14 protein-coding genes are annotated in these 20060 nt (G+C 46.9%); 9 read left to right on the forward strand and 5 right to left on the reverse strand.

Going from position 1 to position 20060, the window contains the following annotated elements:
- Positions 1-144: 144 nt before the first annotated feature.
- The 6 genes from NDI48_27775 to hpnH all read left to right on the forward strand — a co-directional run bounded on the left by NDI48_27775 (position 145) and on the right by hpnH (position 10854).
- Positions 145-2079 (forward strand): efflux RND transporter permease subunit, encoded by a 1935-nt coding sequence (locus NDI48_27775; protein ID MEP0834966.1) that lies wholly within the window; start codon positions 145-147, stop codon positions 2077-2079.
- Positions 2045-2932 (forward strand): efflux RND transporter permease subunit, encoded by an 888-nt coding sequence (locus tag NDI48_27780; protein ID MEP0834967.1) that lies wholly within the window; start codon positions 2045-2047, stop codon positions 2930-2932. The genes NDI48_27775 and NDI48_27780 overlap by 35 nt, the downstream gene beginning before the upstream one ends.
- Before the next feature lie 19 nt (positions 2933-2951).
- Positions 2952-3998: an NAD-dependent epimerase/dehydratase family protein gene (locus tag NDI48_27785; GenBank protein MEP0834968.1), complete on the forward strand. Its 1047-nt coding sequence runs from the start codon at positions 2952-2954 to the stop codon at positions 3996-3998.
- 96 nt (positions 3999-4094) lie between these two features.
- Entirely contained in the window at positions 4095-4976 is an 882-nt protein-coding gene (locus tag NDI48_27790) for a WD40 repeat domain-containing protein (GenBank protein ID MEP0834969.1), read from the forward strand.
- Between the two features lie 314 nt (positions 4977-5290).
- A complete protein-coding gene (locus NDI48_27795) occupies positions 5291-9736 on the forward strand; it encodes a CHAT domain-containing protein (protein ID MEP0834970.1) in 4446 nt (1481 codons plus the stop codon).
- 95 nt (positions 9737-9831) lie between these two features.
- The gene (gene hpnH / locus NDI48_27800) at positions 9832-10854 is read left to right on the forward strand and encodes an adenosyl-hopene transferase HpnH (protein MEP0834971.1); all 1023 of its coding nucleotides are present in this window, start codon (positions 9832-9834) and stop codon (positions 10852-10854) included.
- 146 nt (positions 10855-11000) lie between these two features.
- On the opposite strand, the gene NDI48_27805 is transcribed toward hpnH, so the two are convergent.
- Together NDI48_27805 and NDI48_27810 are read right to left on the reverse strand one after the other, a co-directional pair.
- The gene (locus NDI48_27805) at positions 11001-12668 is read right to left on the reverse strand and encodes a B12-binding domain-containing radical SAM protein (protein ID MEP0834972.1); all 1668 of its coding nucleotides are present in this window, start codon (positions 12666-12668) and stop codon (positions 11001-11003) included.
- A 704-nt stretch (positions 12669-13372) separates the two neighbouring features.
- The gene (locus NDI48_27810) at positions 13373-13636 is read right to left on the reverse strand and encodes a hypothetical protein (GenBank protein ID MEP0834973.1); all 264 of its coding nucleotides are present in this window, start codon (positions 13634-13636) and stop codon (positions 13373-13375) included.
- A gap of 136 nt (positions 13637-13772) precedes the next feature.
- On the opposite strand from NDI48_27810, the gene NDI48_27815 reads away from it, so the two are divergent.
- Both NDI48_27815 and NDI48_27820 read left to right on the forward strand, forming a co-directional pair.
- The gene (locus tag NDI48_27815) at positions 13773-14834 is read left to right on the forward strand and encodes an L-histidine N(alpha)-methyltransferase (protein MEP0834974.1); all 1062 of its coding nucleotides are present in this window, start codon (positions 13773-13775) and stop codon (positions 14832-14834) included.
- A 25-nt stretch (positions 14835-14859) separates the two neighbouring features.
- Complete coding sequence (locus NDI48_27820) at positions 14860-15945, forward strand: radical SAM protein (GenBank protein ID MEP0834975.1); 1086 nt, start codon at positions 14860-14862, stop codon at positions 15943-15945.
- A 32-nt stretch (positions 15946-15977) separates the two neighbouring features.
- On the opposite strand, the gene NDI48_27825 is transcribed toward NDI48_27820, so the two are convergent.
- Positions 15978-16796: a hypothetical protein gene (locus tag NDI48_27825; GenBank protein ID MEP0834976.1), complete on the reverse strand. Its 819-nt coding sequence runs from the start codon at positions 16794-16796 to the stop codon at positions 15978-15980.
- A gap of 655 nt (positions 16797-17451) precedes the next feature.
- Complete coding sequence (locus NDI48_27830) at positions 17452-17871, reverse strand: hypothetical protein (protein MEP0834977.1); 420 nt, start codon at positions 17869-17871, stop codon at positions 17452-17454.
- Positions 17872-18104: 233 nt separating this feature from the next.
- On the opposite strand from NDI48_27830, the gene NDI48_27835 reads away from it, so the two are divergent.
- Complete coding sequence (locus tag NDI48_27835) at positions 18105-19268, forward strand: glycosyltransferase (GenBank protein ID MEP0834978.1); 1164 nt, start codon at positions 18105-18107, stop codon at positions 19266-19268.
- An 80-nt stretch (positions 19269-19348) separates the two neighbouring features.
- Here NDI48_27835 and NDI48_27840 read toward each other — a convergent pair whose 3' ends face one another.
- A complete protein-coding gene (locus NDI48_27840) occupies positions 19349-19759 on the reverse strand; it encodes a hypothetical protein (protein ID MEP0834979.1) in 411 nt (136 codons plus the stop codon).
- Positions 19760-20060 lie beyond the last annotated feature (301 nt).

Genomic DNA, 20060 nt, shown 5'->3' on the forward strand with positions numbered 1-20060 from the left:
TCTGCCTTCTGCCTTCTGCCTTCTGCCTTCTGCCTTCTGCCTTCTGCCTTCTGCCTTCTGCCTTCTGCCTTCTGCCTTCTGCCTTCTGCCTTCTGCCTTCTGCCTTCTGCCTTTGTTTGTAATCTGCACAATCTGTCTCCCAAAATGGTAGAGCCGACTCGCAAAAAATCCCTAAGAGAGCGATTTAATATTTCCCAGTTAGCGATCGAGTTTCCCTGGTTGAGTATCAGCTTTTGGATCGCGGTGACTGTAGCAGGGATATTGGCTTTCACTTCTCTGAAGTATGCGCTGTTCCCGGATATTACCTTTCCCGTGGTGGTAGTCAATGCCTCAGCCCCACTCAAAACCGCTCTGGATACCGAAAATCAACTCACTAATCCAATTGAGCAACAACTCAAATCCCTAGAAAGGCTGGATGAGAGCCGTTCTTCCTCCTATCCTGGTCAAAGCGTCGTCAGTTTGTCGTTGGCGGTGGGGACGAACCTGGAAAATGTCAGTCGTCAGGTGGAAACGTCACTTAAGAATTTAAAGCTGCCTGCGGGAGCAACGTTTAAGGTGATTCCCCTCAACCTGAACGAATCTGCGGTTGTGAGTTATGCCATCCAAAGTTCATCCCAAAATCTGAGCGATTTAGCGAAGCTTGCCAACGACAAAATTGTGCCTGCGATCTCCCAGATAGCGGGAGTCCTGAAAGTTGAGTTACTGGGTGAACCCCCTTCATCGCCTCTGTCTCTTTCATCAGCCAGTGATGCCTTAGGTCAAGGGGCGACCTTAGTGCGATTTAATGGTCAAGATGCCCTAGCGTTTCAAGTGATTAAGCGGGGGGATGCGAACACGCTGGATGTGGTGAGCAAGGTGGAAAAAGAAGTTGAAAAACTTAAATCTACCCTGTCCGGCGTACAACTTACTCTCGCGGCAACTCAGGCTGAGTATATTCGCGAGGCAACTCATGCGACAATTGATGCCCTGATTCAGGCTGTGGTGTTGTCGGTTTTGGTGATCTTTCCCTTCTTGTGGAACCTACGAGCAACGCTAATTACAGCACTAGCGATTCCCATCTCCCTGTTGGGGACATTTATCGTCATGGCGATTTTTGGCTTCAATCTCGAAACCATCACGTTGCTGGCATTGGCGTTAGTGATTGGCATTATCGTCGATGATGCGATCGTAGATGTGGAGAACATCACCCGGCATATTGAAAATGGAGAAACGCCTCGTCAAGCGTCAATTTTAGCGACCAATGAAATTGGTTTAACCGTCTCAGCGGCTACCTTTACCATCGTGGCGGTGTTTCTGCCAGTGGGTTTCATGGGAGGTGTGGTGGGTCAGTTCTTTAAGCCTTTTGGGATAACAGTTTCGGCAGCGGTACTTACCTCTTTGTTAGTTGCCCGGACTTTATCGCCGTTACTCGCTTCTCGTTGGCTCAAACCCAAAACCGCTCGCCGACGAGAGAGTAAAGAATCTGGCTTGACTCAAGGGTACCAAAACTTACTGGCGTGGTCTTTGAATCATCGATGGATGGTAATGGGATTGGCCGTTTTGAGTTTGGTGATGGGTTTAGGATTGATTCCGCTAATTCCCAAGGGGTTTATTCCCAAACTCGATCGCGGTGAGTTCAATATTACCTACACGGCTCCTTTACCCACCATTCCCAAAGAACTTTCTGCCGCTTCCGCCTTGGGTGGGTTGCCATCCGTGCCGCCCAATGGTGAATCTCCCTCACCTTTAGCGGGAGCCAGTGGTTCTTCTTCACCCGCCGATTTGCAGAAATCTCTAGCTGCTGCCCAGAATGGTTCTCTTTCACCGGATGCTGTAGAGGCATTGCGGCAAGCTCAAGCGGCTTCAGCATTTAATCCACTGAATGATTCGCTTCAGGTGGCTAAGCAGTTGGATGATGTTGTGCGGAAATCCCCTCAAGTCAAGGATGTCTTTACCATTGTTGGGTCACGTCAGGGGGAACCGAATAAGGGTAGACTCTATGTGAAACTCAATAACGACCGCACCCTGAAAACGGCGGACGTGCAAAACCAATTAGCGCGACTCATTGCCTCCGATTTCCGGTGTCACGACGAGCATTGAAGATATTCAATTTGTGGATACGGGTGGGGACAAACCTCTCAAGTTAGCGTTACTGGGGGACAATCTCGAACAACTCAACCGCACGGCTAAGCAGATTAAAGAGCGACTTGAGAAACTGCCTGGTTTTGCGGATGTAACCTCTAGTGCTACAGCCAATCAACAAGGCACAATTTTGGAAATTCAGCACGATAACACCCGCCGCACCGCTTATGTCGGTGCCAATTTGGGGCAAGATGCGACGCTAGGAAATGCAACTGACCGTATGGTTGCAGAAGCTAAAGCGGTTCTCCCTTCTGGAATCACACTCGATTTGGGAGGAGATTCTGCCCGCAGTCGTGAAATTTTGGGCAGTTTTGGCACGACGTTGGCGCTGTCGGTTTTATGCATTCTGGTGGTGCTGGCGTTGCTCTTCAAAAGCTGGAGCGATCCACTGGTGATTATTTTCTCTCTGCCGTTATCCATTGTGGGGGCAATGCTAGGGTTACTGATTACCCGCAGTGACTTCGGTATGATTTCCCTAATCGGTATCATCTTTTTGATGGGTCTAATTAACAAGAACGCCATTTTGATTGTGGATTACATCAATCAATTGCGAAGTTCTGGGTTAAATCGTACTGAAGCCATCCTTCAGGCTGGCCCGATCCGGCTGCGACCGATCTTAATGACCACGGCTTCTACTATTCTGGGGATGCTGCCTCTGGCATTAGGACTGGGAGCGGGTGCCGAGTTACGGGCACCGATGGCGGTGGCAATTATCGGTGGATTGACCACAGCCACGCTGTTGAGCCTGATTGTTGTTCCAGTTGTCTATGCTTTGCTGGACGATTTGCGGCACCGTAAGCGCTTAATATAAGTCATTTTTGAGGGCAAAATTGGTCAATCCAACATCCAACATCCAAAATCTAAAATTCAATAGGGTTTTTGTTACGGGAGGCACGGGGTTTATCGGTGCGAATCTGCTCAGGTTGCTGGTGCAACAAGGGTATGCCGTGAAAGCCCTTGTCCGTCCCTCCAGTCGCTTGGATAATCTGCAAAATCTGGATGTAGAAATTGTTCCAGGGGATTTGAACGATACGGAGTTGTGGCGGCAGATGGAGGGGTGTCAGGCGCTCTTTCACGTTGCGGCTCACTATTCCCTGTGGCAAGCTGACCAAGAGGTACTTTATCGCCATAATGTCCTAGGAACCCGAAATGTTTTAGCGGCTGCTCGTCAAGCTGGGATTGAGCGAACTGTTTACACCAGTTCTGTCGCCGCAATTGGTGTTGGTACTCTGGGTGAAATTGTCGATGAAACCCATCAAAGCCCTGTGGATGCTTTGGTCGGTCACTATAAAAAGTCTAAATTCCTGGCGGAGCAGGAAGCGAGGATTGCAGTTGAGGCGGGTCAAGATATTGTCATTGTCAATCCCAGCAGTCCCATTGGCCCATTTGATATTAAACCGACGCCAACGGGTGATATAATACTTCGCTTTCTGCGACGGGAAATGCCCTTTTATTTAGATACGGGGCTAAATTTTATTGATGTGCGGGATGTGGCGTGGGGACACTTGCTAGCACTCGAACGGGGGAAAACAGGCGATCGCTACATTTTAGGCAACCAAAACCTCACATTAAAACAACTCCTCGATCAACTCGCGCACCTCACAGGCATGAGTGCCCCAAAGCATACGGTACCCGCTTGGTTACCTTTGAGTGTGGCTTGGATTGACGAGCGAATTCTCGCGCCTTTGGGTAAAACGCCTGACGTGCCCTTAGACGGCGTGCGGATGGCACGTCAACAGATGTATTATGATGCCTCAAAAGCTGTTCGAGAATTGGGATTACCTCAGTCTCCTCTCTCGACGGCACTCAAGGATGCTGTAGATTGGTTCGTGAATCAGGGATATGTGGAGATAAGGCAGCCATCAAGCCTCAGCTAACAGGAACGATGATGGTAATAGCTAGGAGCTTACATGTGTATCCTGCCGAATCAGGTTTTCCAATGCTTCCATACGTTCACTGGACATTCCGATTCAGTGAATACCTTTGCCTTTACCCCAGATGGTCAAACCCTTGTCAGTGGTAGTGATGATACTACAATCAAGATTTGGCACTTGAGTACTGGGGCAGTGCTAAATAGCTTTGCTAGTCATTCTAGCCCCGTTGGTTGTGTTGTTATCAGCTCGGATGGTCAGACTCTTGCCAGTTGCAGTGCCACTCCGAAACTGTATCGTTATGGTGATCACTTGAATTGGGATAACACAATTAAAGTCTGGAGCTTAACAACAGGGCAACAAATTCATTCCATTACTGGACATTCAGACACGGTTACTGCTGTTGCCATCAGTCCAGATAGCCAAATTCTTGCTAGCGCCAGTTGGGACAATACCATCAAAGTGTGGGAGCTTTCTTCTGGTAACCTGCTCCACACCCTTATTGTTGATTATTCAAGTAGTACTAATCTTAATCCCATTGCCATCAGCCCAGACGGTCAAATCTTTGCGAGTGAAAGTCGTGGGAATATCGCTATTGGGAGTTTGTCATCGGGTGAATGGCTGTATATTTTAGCTGGAGATGCGCCCTCCTGCACGTCATTAGCTTTCAGCCCTGATTATCAGACTCTTGTCAGTGGTAGTAGGAACGGGATAATAAAACAGTGGAATTGGCGCAGCCGCGAATTCCTGCACACCTTTACTGGGCATTCACACAGGGTTAATTCTATTGCGATCAAACCTGATGGGCAAGTCTTTGCAAGTAGTAGTGATGACGGTACAATCAAGTTTTGGCATTTAGACAGTGGAGAATTGTTGAGTAATCTCACCTTTGCAACAGGAGTTGATGCGATCGCTTTTAGCCCTGACGGACAAACTTTTGCAAGTGCCTGTGGCAGCGCAATTCAGTTGTGGGAAACGCCGTAAAACTCTAGTTCTTTCTTTATGTAGCAGTTCTCTCAAATTAATCAAAAGAAAAGCCACATGGTTTGAGGGAGTCCAAGCCTAACCCTACAATTTTTACTCAATTGCGAGATTTGATTTTTTTAACAAACCACAGAGGCACAGAGCGCGCAGAGGAGAGAAAAGGAGGTTTTCAGGAATCATTTCAGGCTGCTAGAGATGCTAAGAGTTTATAGATGATAATTTAATACCAATTCGTCTTGAAAGATGGACGATAAATCATTAATAATAAAAGTATCTTAGCTCATTAAAAACCTCTCTATTCAGGGCATTTATTGATGAAATATGCTCGACTGGGATTGAGCTTGTTAGCGTCTAGTATTTTGCTCGCTGGAATTATCCCTACCTTTTCAGTACTCCCTCAACCTATTACACCAGCATCAGACGGTACTAACACAGTTGTCACCCAAAATGGCAATCGATTGGACATCTCAGGGGGTTCTTTTTCCAGCGATCGCGCCAATCTCTTCCACAGTTTCCAACAATTTGGACTCAGTGATGGTCAGATTGCCAATTTTTTATCGAATCACTCGATTGACAATATCCTAGGGCGGGTTGTTGGCGGTTCCCCTTCAATCATTGACGGTTTGATTCAGGTTACAGGCGGCAACTCAAACTTATTTTTGATGAACCCTGCCGGCATTATTTTTGGTCGGAATGCCAGCCTCAATGTACCTGCCGATTTCATGGCGACAACTGCCACGGGCATTGACTTTGGTTCTCTTACCTCAGCCGGGGGAGTATGGTTTAACGCCACTGGGAATAATGACTACCAAACTTTAATCGGTACCCCCAGTCGGTTTGCATTTGACCAAGTTCAACCCGCAAGTATGATCAATGCGGGTAATTTAACCGTACCACAGGGCAGAAATTTAACGTTACTTGGCGGCAGTGTGATTAATACCGGTCAAGTTACCGCACGATCGGGAAATATTACCCTTGCGGGTGTGCAGGGTGGGAATCTCGTCAAAATCAGTCAACCGGGACATCTGCTGAGTTTAGAGATTTCTCCACCGCGCAACTTATCGGGTCAGCCGTTGCCGATTACGGCTCTAAGTTTACCGAGTTTGCTGACAGGAACGGCTGGAATTGTAGAGACAGGATTGACCTTTTCCAGTAGCGGCGAAGTGCAGTTAACCAACTCCGGCACAACCCTATCATCTGAGGCAGGAATGGTGATAGCGGCGGGCACTCTCGACACATCCAACATCGGGACAACCCAGGCATCGTCCTTACTGCAAACGGGCGGTAGTGTGAATCTCTTGGGCGATAAGGTGGGTCTATTGGGTGCCACGATCAATGCTTCTGGCAATGATGGGGGTGGAACTGTCTTGATTGGTGGCGGTTTTCAAGGTAAAGGCAGCGTGCCGAATGCCATTAGCGCTTATGTGAGTAACGATTCAACGATTAATGCTTCGGCACTATTAAATGGTGATGGTGGTACCGTCATCATTTGGTCAGATCAGGCGACCCGATTTGATGGCACGATTAACGCCTTAGGGGGTGCGGTTTCTGGCAATGGCGGATTTGTGGAAGTGTCGGGGAAGGAAAGTCTCAGCTTCAAGGGTACTGTCGATACAAGTGCGGCGAATGGCAACGTGGGTACCTTGCTGCTCGATCCGACAAACATCATCATCCGTAATGGGACTGGGGATGGTGATGATTTGGATGGCTCGATCACGAGTTTTGCAGGCAGTCCGACTGGGGGTGTAGGTCAGGTACGAGCAGGTGATGCGACACCCACAATCCTGTTTGAGTCAGAGCTAGCCGGATTGGCAACGACGAACAACGTCATTTTAGAGGCTAGTAACAATATCACCATTGAAGACCTGAATGATAACTTGTTTGGAGCTAACCCCTTCCTAGTTCCAGGGTCGTTGCTTCAGGGTTCAATCACCTTTAGCGCAGGTGGTTCGTTTGCAATGAATTCAGGGGATACTCTGTTTACCCAAGGAGCAATCACGATTTCGGCAGCGAATATCGCAACGGGTAATCTGCTGGCTGGTAGTGGCATTACCCTGAAGGCTACAGGCAACATTACCACCGCTGATTTGGGAAGTTTTGGGCCAATTAACCTGACCGCAGGGGGCACTATCAGCACCAATCGTCTCCAGACAGGCGGTACCACCACTCTCGGAGGGATTCCGATTAATCTTGGGGTTGATAATGCGGCAGATATCACCCTAACAAGCATCGGCAACATTACCACTGGCGGAATTAATGCTAGTGCCAATAATGGCAATGCTGGAAACGTCAGTCTTACCAGTACAGCAGGGGAAATTCTGATCGATCCAACACGCGGTGAGAGTACGCTAATTATCGATCGCGACCCGCTTGACGCTCAAGGAGCCGTGTTTTCTGTGGCTCAGAAATCTGGACGGGGAGGAAATATCTCGCTGCGTGCTCTGGGTAATATTACGACAGGCCCGATCGCTTCTGGCTCTTTGGAAGGCAATGGAGGCGAGATTAACCTGATCAGTACAGCCGGTGCGATCGATACGACAGAAGGTGAAATTCGATATCGGGGTCAAACCATTCCTGACACCGGACTGCTACTGTCGGGTTCTGGGGGGAGTGGAACGGGTGGAAAGATTACAGTGTCCTCTGCGGGGAATCTGATTACGGGGCCAGTGGTTTCTGCTTCTATAGAGGGGAATGGCGGTGATATTAATCTCAGCAGCACAACAGGTAGTATCAATACATTGCAAGGACTGACCTCCCTTCAAGCCTTCGAGGCTCTACTTGCGATCGCTAATGTTTCGTCTGCTGACCTGTCACCCCAAACCTCCTCGACGCTTTTTCCCCTTGCCAGGACGGTTGCTGGGTCTATTGTTTCGGGTTCTGGGGGGAGTGGAACGGGAGGGAAGATTACCGTAAATTCGAGCGGTAACCTTTCTACTGGAGGCGTCATTTCCACTTCTATGGATGGCAATGGGGGCAATATTAACATCACCAGTAGTACTGGTGATATTGAAGCCTACTTAATCAACAGCCAAAGTTTAGGGGCAGGTAAAGGGGGTAACGTTGAGGTTAACGCGAGCCGTTTTTTCCGGGCTACAGGTACCGTTGCGGCGGCATTGGAGCAATTACCCCCCGATGTCATTAATCCCAGCGATATCCCTGCACAATTAGATCGACAAGCGAGCATCTCGACTTACGGCGGTGCTGGCGGCGGTTCAGTTACGATTCGTCATGGCGGGGGTGACAGGAACATTCCCTTTAGTGTGGGTAATGTCACAACCAATGGAACCGCTGGCTCAATTACAACCAGACCCAGCAACACAATTTCGCCAACCCGTGACTTTTTGGGGAGCTACACTCAGGATAATATTCAAATCATCACCTCACAACCACCACAACCACCACAACCACCACAACCACCACAACCACCACAACCACAACCACAGCAACTACCCAACCCAGACTTTCCCCCCGTACTCGATTCGCTCCCCCTGCAAGAGCCATCCACTCAATTACCAGTCGTTACCCTAGACGAGGCGCGTAAGACTCTGCGCCGCATCGAACAGAAGACGGGTGTAAAACCGGCTCTGATCTACGTCCGTTTCACACCCAAAGTTCTGGTGAGTGAACCCAGCTTTACTCAACTAGAGGACACACTGACACAAGATTTTCAGAACTATCTCGGTTTGCAGAAAGTCGCCACCAATGCAACACTTTCCTTTGAAGAGCAGGGTAGTGACCCACTCGAAGTGTTATTGATCACGGATCGGGGAAAACCCATTGTCAAACGAGTACGCAATGCTACGCGATCGCAAGTTGTCAAAGTGGCTCAAGAATTCCGCAATGACCTGACTAGCCGCCGTTCCCGTGCTTACTTAGCCTCCGCCAAGCAACTTTATCGGTGGTTTGTGGCTCCTCTGGAACAGGATTTACGAGCGCAAGAAATCAAGAATTTAGTCTTCATTATGGACACTGGGTTGCGCTCCCTACCTCTTGCCGCGTTGCATGATGGTAGTGACTTTATCATCGCCAACTATAGTGTGGGCTTAATGCCCAGCCTTTCGCTCACCGATACTCGCTACGCCAATGTGAAAAATGAACAAGTGTTAGCTATGGGCGCGAGCCGATTCTCTGACCAAAATGCCTTACCCGCCGTCTCTACCGAGTTGTCTGTGATCACACAGCAGTTATGGACAGGTCGCTCCTTCCTCAACGAGGCATTTACCCTGGAAAATTTCGAGCAAGCCCGCGCTCAACAACCCTTTGGCATTGTGCATTTAGCCACCCATGCCGAATTTCAACCGGGTAAGCCCAGTAATTCTTACATCCAGTTATGGAACACTAAGTTAACACTGAACCAACTGCGCCAATTCGGATTGAATAACCCATCAGTAGAGTTGTTGGTTTTAAGCGCCTGTCGCACAGCGCTAGGGGATAAGAATGCGGAATTAGGCTTTGCTGGGTTGGCTGTGCAGGCGGGAGTTAAGTCGGGGCTGGGAAGCCTCTGGTATGTCAATGATGAAGGGACATTGGCGTTCATGACAGAATTCTACGAGCAATTGAAACAAGCTCCGATCAAAGCTGAAGCGCTGCGGCAGGCACAATTGGCAATGCTCAAGGGAAATGTGCGTTTAGAAGGAGAAACGCTAATGACAACGCGAAATAAATTCCCTTTACCGCCTGAGTTAGCTCAACTAGGAAGCCCAGATCTTTCTCATCCCTACTATTGGAGTGCATTCACAATGATTGGCAATCCTTGGTAAGTTGAGCAACATTCGGTAACTATCCTGCCTGAAAATGGTAGCCTTCTAACAATTACTGAGTCCCAATTTAAAATTCGCAACGGTAAGAGGACATCATGGCAATTCATCTACAACAAGCCTTTGAAGTTGGGAAATACCTAGTCACGCAACGTCTAAAAGGGCGCAAACGTTTCCCGTTAGTTTTAATGCTCGAACCTTTGTTTCGGTGTAATCTCGCTTGTCCAGGCTGTGGCAAAATCCAGCATCCCACGGATGTTCTCAAGCAAAACCTCACCCCCGAACAGTGCTTTGCCGCTGTGGAAGAGTGCGGTGCACCGATTGTCTCCATTCCGGGAGGGGAACCCTTACTTCATCCCCAGATTGACCAAATTGTGAAGGGATTGGTCGATCGCAAAAAGTTTGTTTACCTATGTACGAATGGATTATTGCTAGAAAAAAGCCTGGATAAATTTCAGCCTTCCTCTTACCTTACCTTTAGTGTCCACCTAGATGGGGTGGGAGAATTACACGACAAATGCGTTGACCGTAAAGGTGTGTTTGAGATTGCCGTCAAAGCGATTCGTGCCGCCAAAGCCAGGGGATTCCGGGTAACAACAAACACCACAGTTTTTGAAGGCGCTAATCCCCAAGAAATTCAAAATTTATTCGACTTTTTGGAGACACTCAAAATTGATGGCATGATGATTTCTCCGGGCTATAGTTATGAGTGGGCACCCGATCAAGAGCATTTTCTGAAACGGGAACGAACACGGGCACTTTTCCGAGAAATTCTCGCTCCTGTCAAAGCTGGGAAGAAGAATTGGAACTTCAACCATAACCCCTTATTCTTAGATTTCCTGATCGGGGAAAAAGATTACGAATGCACACCTTGGGGTAGTCCAAGTTACAGTGTCTTAGGTTGGCAAAAACCTTGTTATTTGCTGAATGAAGGTCATTATGCTACCTTCCAGGAACTACTCGAAAAAACCGACTGGAGTCAATACGGTCGAGCCAGTGGCAACCCCAAATGTGCGGATTGTATGGTGCATTGTGGTTACGAACCAACCGCCGCCATGGATGCCATGGAGCCGCAAAACGTTGCTCGTTCCTTTGGCAGTGTCTTAGGCATTTTCCATTAATTTTAGGGGGTGCGTTACCTGACAAGTAACGCACCCCCTAAAAATTAAGAACTAACAAGAACTCTCCTCCCAAAACTCTGCGATCCTCTGCATTCCTCTGCATTTCTCTGCCTTAAAAAACTATTTCGACACTAACAAACTTGATATCAAACTCTCTTACTCTCACCCACGACTTCTTGAGCTTGACTATTCCGCAATTTCTGAGAGTAGAACGAGGCGGTTTCCTTCCCCCGCGCACACTCAGCGGCAAATTTAATTAAATGATGACCCACCAATCCCACATGAATTAAACCTTCAATCTTCCCAGCTTTCAGTTTCGGATAGGCCATTTTCCAGAAAGTTTTACGGTAGTGGCTAAATACTCCTACGCGAATCAAAATATTGGCTAACATGGCCAATCCCTTGCGAATATTAGCCCCAGAGGTACGAGCAGGACTATTCGGAACCTTAATCCGATTTGGATACGTATGTTCCATATTATAGTCAAATCGCTGATATAAGAATTCCGGTTCGTAAGCCTCTGTAATGCAGCGCTGCCACATATCAATCACCTGTTCGTAAGGCATTAAAAATTCCACATTTGAATCTCGATTTTCCTCAAAAACAAGGCGATCTTCCTGTTCTAATCTGCGCCATAATGGAGTTCTCGGTAAGGCATGAAGCAGATTAATAGTCAACATGGGAATCTGGGACAGACGAATAAACTCTAAAATTCGGTCTGCGGTTTCGGAAGTATCAGTATCCAATCCCATGATGATTCCCGATACAACTTCCATGCCGTAACTATTTAAAACCTTAACAGCATCCAGAATAGGCATACTGAGGTTGTGAGTTTTGGAAATTGACTTGAGTGCTTCCGTTTCCGGTGTTTCAATGCCACAGAAAACAGTACAAAAATAAGCCTCTCGCATCATTTCTAAAAGCTTGGGGCTTTGAGCCAGATTTAAGGTGGCCTCACAGGCAAACTGCACGGGATAACCATTGCGTTTTTGCCAATCAATCAGGTGAGGCAGCAACGTCATGAGGGCACGGCGATCGCCCACAAAATTATCATCAACAAAATACACCGCTCCCGGATTCCCAGCTTGGCGGATTGCATCCAGTTCAGCCAGAATTTGTTCTGGATTTTTCATGCGAGGATTGCGTCCATACAGTTCAGGAATATCACAAAACTCGCAGCGATAAGGGCAACCACTAGAAAACTGAATATTGGCTAAGAAATAGTGGTTGATATTCAGCAAATGGTAAGCAGGAAGGGGAAACTCACTGAGGGGTAAACGCTCCTTTGTTTCAAAGCGAATTTGTTGCTTGGGGCGTTCGCTATGTTGGTCTAAATACTCAATCATCTGGTCAGTGGCATCCCCCAATTCCCCCAGATGCAAAATGTCAAAATCCGGGTAATATTCAGGGCAACCTGACACCGAGGGGCCACCGACAACGGTGATTTTTCCGGCACGATGGGCAAGTTGATTAATGTGATTAATTTGGGGACGTTGAATGTGCATCCCGCTGACAATTACAACATCAGCCCATTGGTAATCTGCCCGTTTGGCAGGATGCACATTTTCATCAATAAAGCGAATTTCCCACTCTTTCGGCAAATAAGCTGCAACAACCAAAATTCCTTGAGGTGGCATGAACGCCCGCACCGGCCTGACTCCCATGAGAGGATAGGCATGGTGAAAGGTGCCAAATGATCGCGAATATTTGGGAAAAATGCAGAGGATGCGTCGATGGTTTTGCGGAATATAACGGGTTTTTCTAGCCGGGGTTTCAGAAACTGGATTCTCGAAGGGCTTTAATTGAGTAGTCATCCAGAACTTTTCCTCACGAAACTGAGCAATAAGTTGGGCAGGACTTTAGCTCAGATCTTGCACCCTTTTTAGGGCAGACAGGACGCCCATCTCACGGCGGCGAGATTTGTTGGGTGAGGTAGGGATGAAGCCAGCCCCATGAACAACTCACTTGAGGTCGGTGCCAGATCTGAAGCCAGCAAAGTCCGCTTGAATTGGGACTAGCTTATACCATTTTGGATTTGGGATTTGGGATCTATTTCCAGACGGAGGCTTTTACCCCCTTCTCTTGAACTCGCATCTATCTAAGATGTGACTTTTTATGCCCGCCGCCGAATTTTTGTGAAAAATCGGATTAAAATTAGCTGGCGTCAGAGTATTGAGACCTAGCGACTTGGTGAAGAGCTATCAGGGTTGGGGTGGTTGAGTCTCGTTTCAACCGGATTGATCTAGATGCCAATTCGTGTTACTCTGCCTTATCATTTCGCCAACCCCTCCAGCGCCGTCTTTCTGAAGAATTTGCTTTCGGCAATCAGCTTAGCCAACTTTTCCGAGTCAGCCCTTCAGCGTTAAAGCGATGACTCCAAGCCAAACTCTACTCATCAAAATTCAGTAAATGGACGACTAGTGCAGCATGGCGGAAATAACTATCGAGTTGAAAAAGCTTAAAAAGCTTACTGTATAAACTTTCTTTCCTTCTGCCTCCTGCCTTCTGCCTTCTTGTACTAGAGGGATTCAAACATAGCCGTAAAGCCGTCCAAAGTCATGCACTCTTCCACAAATTCTTCAGTATCGTTGACGTTTTCGAGCTGATATTCCATGATGCGTCGCTCATCGGCCCGCATCATTATAGAAGACAAGAGGGTGGCAGGATATTTAGCGGCGATCGCCTTAAAGGCTGTAGCAGAGTTGAGCCAACTTTCAGCAGAACATTGGATAATCACTCGCCACATAATTAAAGCTCCCGTTACGTTCAGTGTATAAGTCATCCGGGAACCATTGTGTCACGATTTGGGTGTGACCTGTCTATCCGGCGTATAATTTATCGGCTCATTCATGAGTGCTTTTTGACCTCCATCTGTTTGATCAACGTTCAATACATCAGAAAACCCAAAAACGAGAACAATGGCTAAAAAAATCGATAGCAATTCCCAACTCCCTTCGTCAATCCCAACTCCTGGCGGTCGCATAGCCAAACCCAGTTCTGAGTTTTACTCGATTTTTTCGCCAGAAGAAGTTTTAGGGATAATTGATGCCTTAGAATTCCGGCGAGAAATGCCTCTCAAGTATTCTTATAAAGGTAGAGGCGCTAAAATTTGGGATAATTTTTATCTAAAATATATTACTCCTAGATGGTATCGTTCATCTAGTACTGAAATTGACCTTTTAAGAGATAATTTTGACTATCTTAACGACCATTGCAAAAATTGTCAGAAGGTCAATATTGTAGATGTAGGCGCAGGAAACTCATATCCGGTCAAAGAATTTGTTGGTAGACTTCATAAATTGGGTCGAATCAATAAATATATCGCCTTAGATATTAGCGAAAATCTACTCCAACTATCTAGAGATAATTTCAACAATTGGTTTCCAAATATAGATTTCACAAGCTCCCAAATTGATATAGAAAATAATTCTTTAGCCAAAGTACTATTAGAAAAACGAGCTAATACTGAATCGGAGTCTATAGCCCAAATTTTCTTCCATTTAGGTGTAACTATGGGCAATCATCAAAACCGCTCTGGCGTTTTCAAAAATTTTAGACATAGTATGAACAAAAATGATTTATTTGTATTCACTAACGAAATTGGTTCTAGTTCTCAATGGGATGGAAGAGCCAGAGGAGGCTTTAAGTATCATGTGGAACCCGTGTATACCTGGATTAAAGAAGAGCTTGGGATTAGAGCCGAAGATTGTGAGCTGGTGAGAAAGTATGATGATAAAATAGATAGTATAGTTGCTAATATAAAACTTCGTCATCCTTATATTCTGAATTTCAGTTTTGGGGAAATTGATAAGAGCGTTGAAATCTCGGAAGGTGAAGAAATTACGATTTGGAGACAGCATAAGTATGAGCTACCTGAACTTCAGCAAGATATAGAACGAGCTGGATTAAAACTCGTCCATTACAGTACTGACAAATACTTATCCAATGTCATGGTGATTTGTGAGGTTGCCAGTCATTAGTCTTCCAGTTAATAGGAAAACAATTTTGTCAAACCCAATCATAGAAAAGCCTAAGTTAGAGTCCCAAGCGCGTGAATCAAGATTGTGGATGCCTGAGCGCGTCTTATTTACACCTGCGGCCTTGGAAGAACCTTGGGGTCAGCAAATTTTGTCTCGCGTACAGGCTCTGAATTTGCCGATTGAGGAGTTACCTCGAAACCGCCTCACAGGTCTGCGCGGTGCCGATGAGCGGGAAACCTACAATAAAAGTAAGCGTACTCTCGCCGTTGTGACCACACCGCCCAGCGCTTTCAAACTCAGCCCTATTCCACCTTCGGCTGACTGGCAGTTTCACATTGCAGAAGGTTGTCCAGCGCACTGCCAATATTGCTATTTGGCGGGGAGTTTGTCAGGCCCACCCGTTATCCGTGTCTTTGCCAACTTACCCCAGATATTAGACAATCTGACGAAGTACGAGCAAGCGGGTAAGACAACAACTTATGAAGTGAGTTGCTACACAGACCCCTTAGGCATCGAGCATCTCACTGGCAGTCTGGAGATGTGCATCCGCCATTTTGGGACACGAGAAAATGGGCATCTGCGCTGGGTGTCGAAGTTCGATGCGGTGGATAAACTGCTCGACTTGCCGCACAAGGGGCATACACGCTGCCGGATGAGTGTGAATGCAGCCCCGATTTCGGGTCGCTTTGAGGGCGGTACGGCATCGGTGAGTGACCGACTTCAGGCTTTGCGGCGTTTGGCGCTGCCTCGCTCAAAAGGTGGCGGGAGTTACCCGGTGGGTTTAGTGATTGCGCCAATTATGCCCATAGATGATTGGATGTCACATTACCATCGCCTCTTTGACCAAATCAGCGAAGCATTTGATTTTGAGTGTGACCTCACTTTTGAGTTAATCTCCCATCGTTTCACACCAGGGTCAAAAGAAGTGTTGCAACAATGGTATCCTCACACCCAACTGGAGATGGATGAGGCAACACGTAGCGTCAAGCGCAACAAGTTCGGCGGTACAAAGTATGTTTACGAGGCTGAGACGATGAAGAAACTGAGATGCTTCTTCGAGGGTGAGATTGCTAGACGCTTTTCAATGGCTCGTGTACTCTACTGGACGTAGAAGTGGGTGTATCCCACTCCCCTTAAAAACGCCTAACGACTAGTGATCAATTCCCCCATACTCGTTAACAACAGCACCTCCGACCCGACGGCGTACAACTGTTCAATCAATCCCAAGTCTTCACAAATATCTAAGGGCTTACTGTTCTTTTTGTTTCGGGCACGAACCCTTAAATCGACATGGTAACGATCGCGAAATTCCGCATATAAGTGTCGCCATACCTCACGATAAGATAAGCTATTGGCAACGGCGTAATCTCGTACTAATCGATTGATTTTAGCGCGAGTCGAAAGAGCAGAAGCTTCAACAATAGGGGGGCTGAGTTTCTTGATAGAAGGTAGTTTTTCTGCCGGAATTAGGTCGATTTCGTTAAGCTTCTTGGTCAATTCCTGGACTTCAGAAACTTGCCGTTGAAGTTCCGCACTCTGCTGTTGATAGGATGCGATTAAAGCCGCCATCATCTGTTGATTCTGCTGTTGGATAGAATTCAACTGTGACATCAAATCATTCTGGTATTCCGAACGGGAATAGCAGCCTGTCTCCCGAACTGAAGGGAGTACCTCATGATTAATCCAACGTTTGAATTGTTTGGCTTCAGGCTGATGAGATTGGCTAATCAAGGCATAAAGTCCAGCTTCGGTAACAGCTAGAACTTTTCTCATTCTGCCAAGTGAGTCGGGGATGAGGACGGTGTCTTTTTCATCGTCGTCCAAATTCAAGACGACATCCCGATAATTTTTAATTCCCAAGGCTGTGCAGGCATCGACAGCAATCCACAAAGGCCGTGCTGGAGTACCAAATACACGTATGCTTTTCCCTTCAAAGTTGAAGAGACCTAAGTTAGAGTTCATAAGGAAGGCTCCTTTATTAAAGAAGTAAGTAGCCGTTTATGCTAGGCCAATGAGTGATTTTTAATTCCAGAAGGATACTCCTCTAACAGGCAACAGAGTTACTGGAATTTTGAGGATTGCTTTTGTCTCGTCAACCCTGTATCTATTTGATAGAATAATTAGAGTTTATTACACCTTAATCTCATTTTCTTGGTTCATCTTGGGCAGAGATTAACGGGGCTTTCGCATCTCTATTAATTCTAACAAATATGGATGAACTTGCCCACTAAAAAGACTGGACAAACAGCCTAATTGAATGAATGTTGTATTCAACAAAGAAACAGTCTACAATCCCTTCAAAGCAGTGCGTAACAAAGCCACACTAGCCAGAACTAACACTTCAAACGTACCCGTCGTCTCCCCCACGTTCCATACAAAATTACCCTCTGGTTGGGGTAAGAGTTTCGACTGTCCGGGAGCAACCAAAGATTTTTCTTCGGGAGCATCTCAGTCTAAAGGAAACAAGTTGATAATTTCTCCAGACCCTCTAATAAACAGCAAGCGAACAAAGATATTACGACTTTGATTACGGCAAAAATAAATAGCCCCCCTTGGGTAGGGGGGTTGGGGAGATTAGGCTTTATTGGGAATGAAACAGAGAAAAGCGCTTTTTGGGCTAACGAGTGCCGCCAGTGGATGCTCCAGATGCCTGCTTCTGGTAAACACTGACCACTTTCTGAACATATTGACCTTGAAAGCCACTGTTGCAGCCACTATATTTACCTGTCATCCACCAACAAGCTGCACTACGAACTGCCGCCGCCTCATTGCCAGTGGCTTTCATTTGCTTATTGAATTCCCGTCCCGCAATACAACTCACGGTACGGCGTGCCGCATCTGCATCGGACTCAAATTGTGCAGGTGTCATTTGCTTTCCGATGCATCGCTTTGTCCAATCAGGGATAATGCCCGGTAAAACTTGCCACGCGCTGTACATCCCATCATTCGGGCTATTAGGGGGTGCCGCCTGCCGTAGTGCTTCAACGAATGCGTTGAGCTGGTTATCTTTGACTTGTGCTTGTGCAGCTCCAGGCATTGTCCACAGCCCTACACTAACCAATAGTCCACTCAGGAGTAGATGTTTGCTTGTTTTGATTAACTTGAAACTCATGCTCGCGACCAATGGTATTGATGAATTGTTTCGCAATAATTTTTTACACTTTCTCGCAAGAATATCCTATACCTCTCTGGGGTGAGTACCGTTCAACCGGCTCGAAACAGATTGGCTATCAGCCCAAAGCTGCGCCTAACGTGGCAAACTTAAGATTGATGAACGGCGAAGTTCTGGCATCACACATGATTACTGCGCTGGAAATACTGCTTTTTCTCCTCATTAGTGGCTCTATTGTCTTTTATCTGGCTTGTGCTATCTGTACCCTTCTGTTTTTTACGTCTGCCGAGGAAGTGACGGACACTCCCAAACCACCCGTATCTGTGATGGTTCCCGTTTGTGGTGTCGATGCGGGGGCGTGGGATAATTGGTCGTCGTTGTGTCGGCAAGATTATCCAGAATACGAAGTTCTATTTGGAGTTACCGACCCTCAAGACCCTGCTGTTCCCGTTTTGGAAACATTGGTCGCTGCCTATCCTAAGCGAGTGCGACTGTTTACCGACTTAAAGCCTCGTGGGATTAACTATAAAGATAGTAATCTGAGCTATCTGTTGGAGGAAGCTCAGCATGAAGTGATTATCTTTGCAGATAGCGACATTCGTGTTCATTCTGACTATATTCACACGGTCACGGCACCCCTAGTCAATCCCGATGTTGGGATGGTGACTTGTGCGTTTATCGCCTACAATCCCCAGTTTTTGGGAGCAGCGTTAGCTTCCTTCGGTCGCTGCTTTGACTTTATTCCCAGCCTTTTGATTGCGCGTATCCTGGATGGTGGGCTTCGCTGTGCGGTGGGAACTACCATTGCCACGAGCAAAACTACTTTGGCTAACTATGGCGGACTGCACTTGAACCGTATTGGGTCAGACTATAACTTGGGCAAACGCGCAGCACAGGCAGGGTATCGGGTTGAACTGTCTCGCTATGTTCTGGAGTCGGATACAGGACAAGAGAGTGTGGGGCAGGTATTTCAGCGAGAGTTACGTTGGGCGAGAACGATTCGTTACAATCGCGGCGCTCAGTATTATACGATGGTGTTCTGCTACGGTGCGGTTTACTGTGTGCCTTTGTTGTTGGTATCGGGGTTTGCGAATTGGGCGATCGCAGTGACTTTAGTAACCTGGTTCATTCGCTACGCTCAGGTTTTGGTATCAATTTTCTGTCTTCGTTGTCCTAAACTCCTGATATGGCTGTGGGCGTTGCCTTTACGGGATTTACTCAGCTTTGTTGTTTGGGCGATGGGGGCGTTTGGGCAAGGTGTTTACTGGCGGGGACGACGACTTCGGGTGATGGGGGATGGTTTGATTACTCAGTGGGAGTAAGTCAAAAGTCAAAGGGAAGAATCAGGAGTGCCAATCCAAATTGAACTGACACTCAAAGTTACTTTTTTTGTGCGATCGCATTACTGGTAAAATTTGTGCGATCGCTTCAATCTCTCCAAAAATCGATGCACCACATCATTGGGGTATTTAAAGCATTCATTCGAGTCGAAACGATGAACCCAAATGCCGTGATCGAGAAAGAAACCATCTCGTTTATGGACTTCTGCGGCGCGAGAGGCTGGGTGATAGGGTTCGCCATCAACTTCTAATATTGCCCAAACACCTTCGTAGCAGATTAAAAAGTCGCATTCGCGATTTCGACGCCCCTCTGTTGTAGTCAGGCGTCCTCGGCAATTGGGGAAGAATAAAACACCAGCTCGATCTAATGCTTGGGCGATTTTCACTTCGGAAACTGAGCTGAAAGATAAATTTTGCCATTCAATCTTCTTTCGCTGAATTGGTACGATTTTGTATGTGCTGTTAGTCTCCATTGGAATTTCCTCAAAAGTTGATTTTGTTCGGTGATTTACTACTGAAGTAATCCTAAAAATAACTTGTTAAACTTCCTAGTCCCTAATAACTTCTACTCCACTAGAACTTTTCTTCTAGTTGAGGGTTTTGGATGCATTGGTTAAGTTAGAAATGGCATCATGCAAACAGCAGTCAACCGCCCGGAACTTAAGTTCCGGGCTAATAGTTCAAGTCCTCTAAAGAGGACTGGTAAGCAAAGTTTAGTCCACTTGAGTGGACTTGAGCTATGAGCAAGGGAATTAATTCCCTTGCGGGCGAGTG

The organism is Microcoleus sp. AS-A8, from assembly GCA_039962225.1.
Classification (GTDB): Bacteria; Cyanobacteriota; Cyanobacteriia; order Cyanobacteriales; family Coleofasciculaceae; genus Allocoleopsis.

Bases quoted from the DNA above. Each gene is read 5' to 3' on its own strand.
- NDI48_27825 (MEP0834976.1), bottom strand. From the start codon at position 16,796: ATGAACTCTAACTTAGGTCTCTTCAACTTTGAAGGGAAAAGCATACGT.
- NDI48_27835 (MEP0834978.1), top strand. From the start codon at position 18,105: ATGAACGGCGAAGTTCTGGCATCACACATGATTACTGCGCTGGAAATA.
- NDI48_27840 (MEP0834979.1), bottom strand. From the start codon at position 19,759: ATGGAGACTAACAGCACATACAAAATCGTACCAATTCAGCGAAAGAAG.
- NDI48_27830 (MEP0834977.1), bottom strand. From the start codon at position 17,871: ATGCCTGGAGCTGCACAAGCACAAGTCAAAGATAACCAGCTCAACGCA.
- NDI48_27815 (MEP0834974.1), top strand. From the start codon at position 13,773: ATGGCTAAAAAAATCGATAGCAATTCCCAACTCCCTTCGTCAATCCCA.
- NDI48_27775 (MEP0834966.1), top strand. From the start codon at position 145: ATGGTAGAGCCGACTCGCAAAAAATCCCTAAGAGAGCGATTTAATATT.
- NDI48_27805 (MEP0834972.1), bottom strand. From the start codon at position 12,668: ATGACTACTCAATTAAAGCCCTTCGAGAATCCAGTTTCTGAAACCCCG.
- hpnH (MEP0834971.1), top strand. From the start codon at position 9,832: ATGGCAATTCATCTACAACAAGCCTTTGAAGTTGGGAAATACCTAGTC.
- NDI48_27810 (MEP0834973.1), bottom strand. From the start codon at position 13,636: ATGACTTATACACTGAACGTAACGGGAGCTTTAATTATGTGGCGAGTG.
- NDI48_27795 (MEP0834970.1), top strand. From the start codon at position 5,291: ATGAAATATGCTCGACTGGGATTGAGCTTGTTAGCGTCTAGTATTTTG.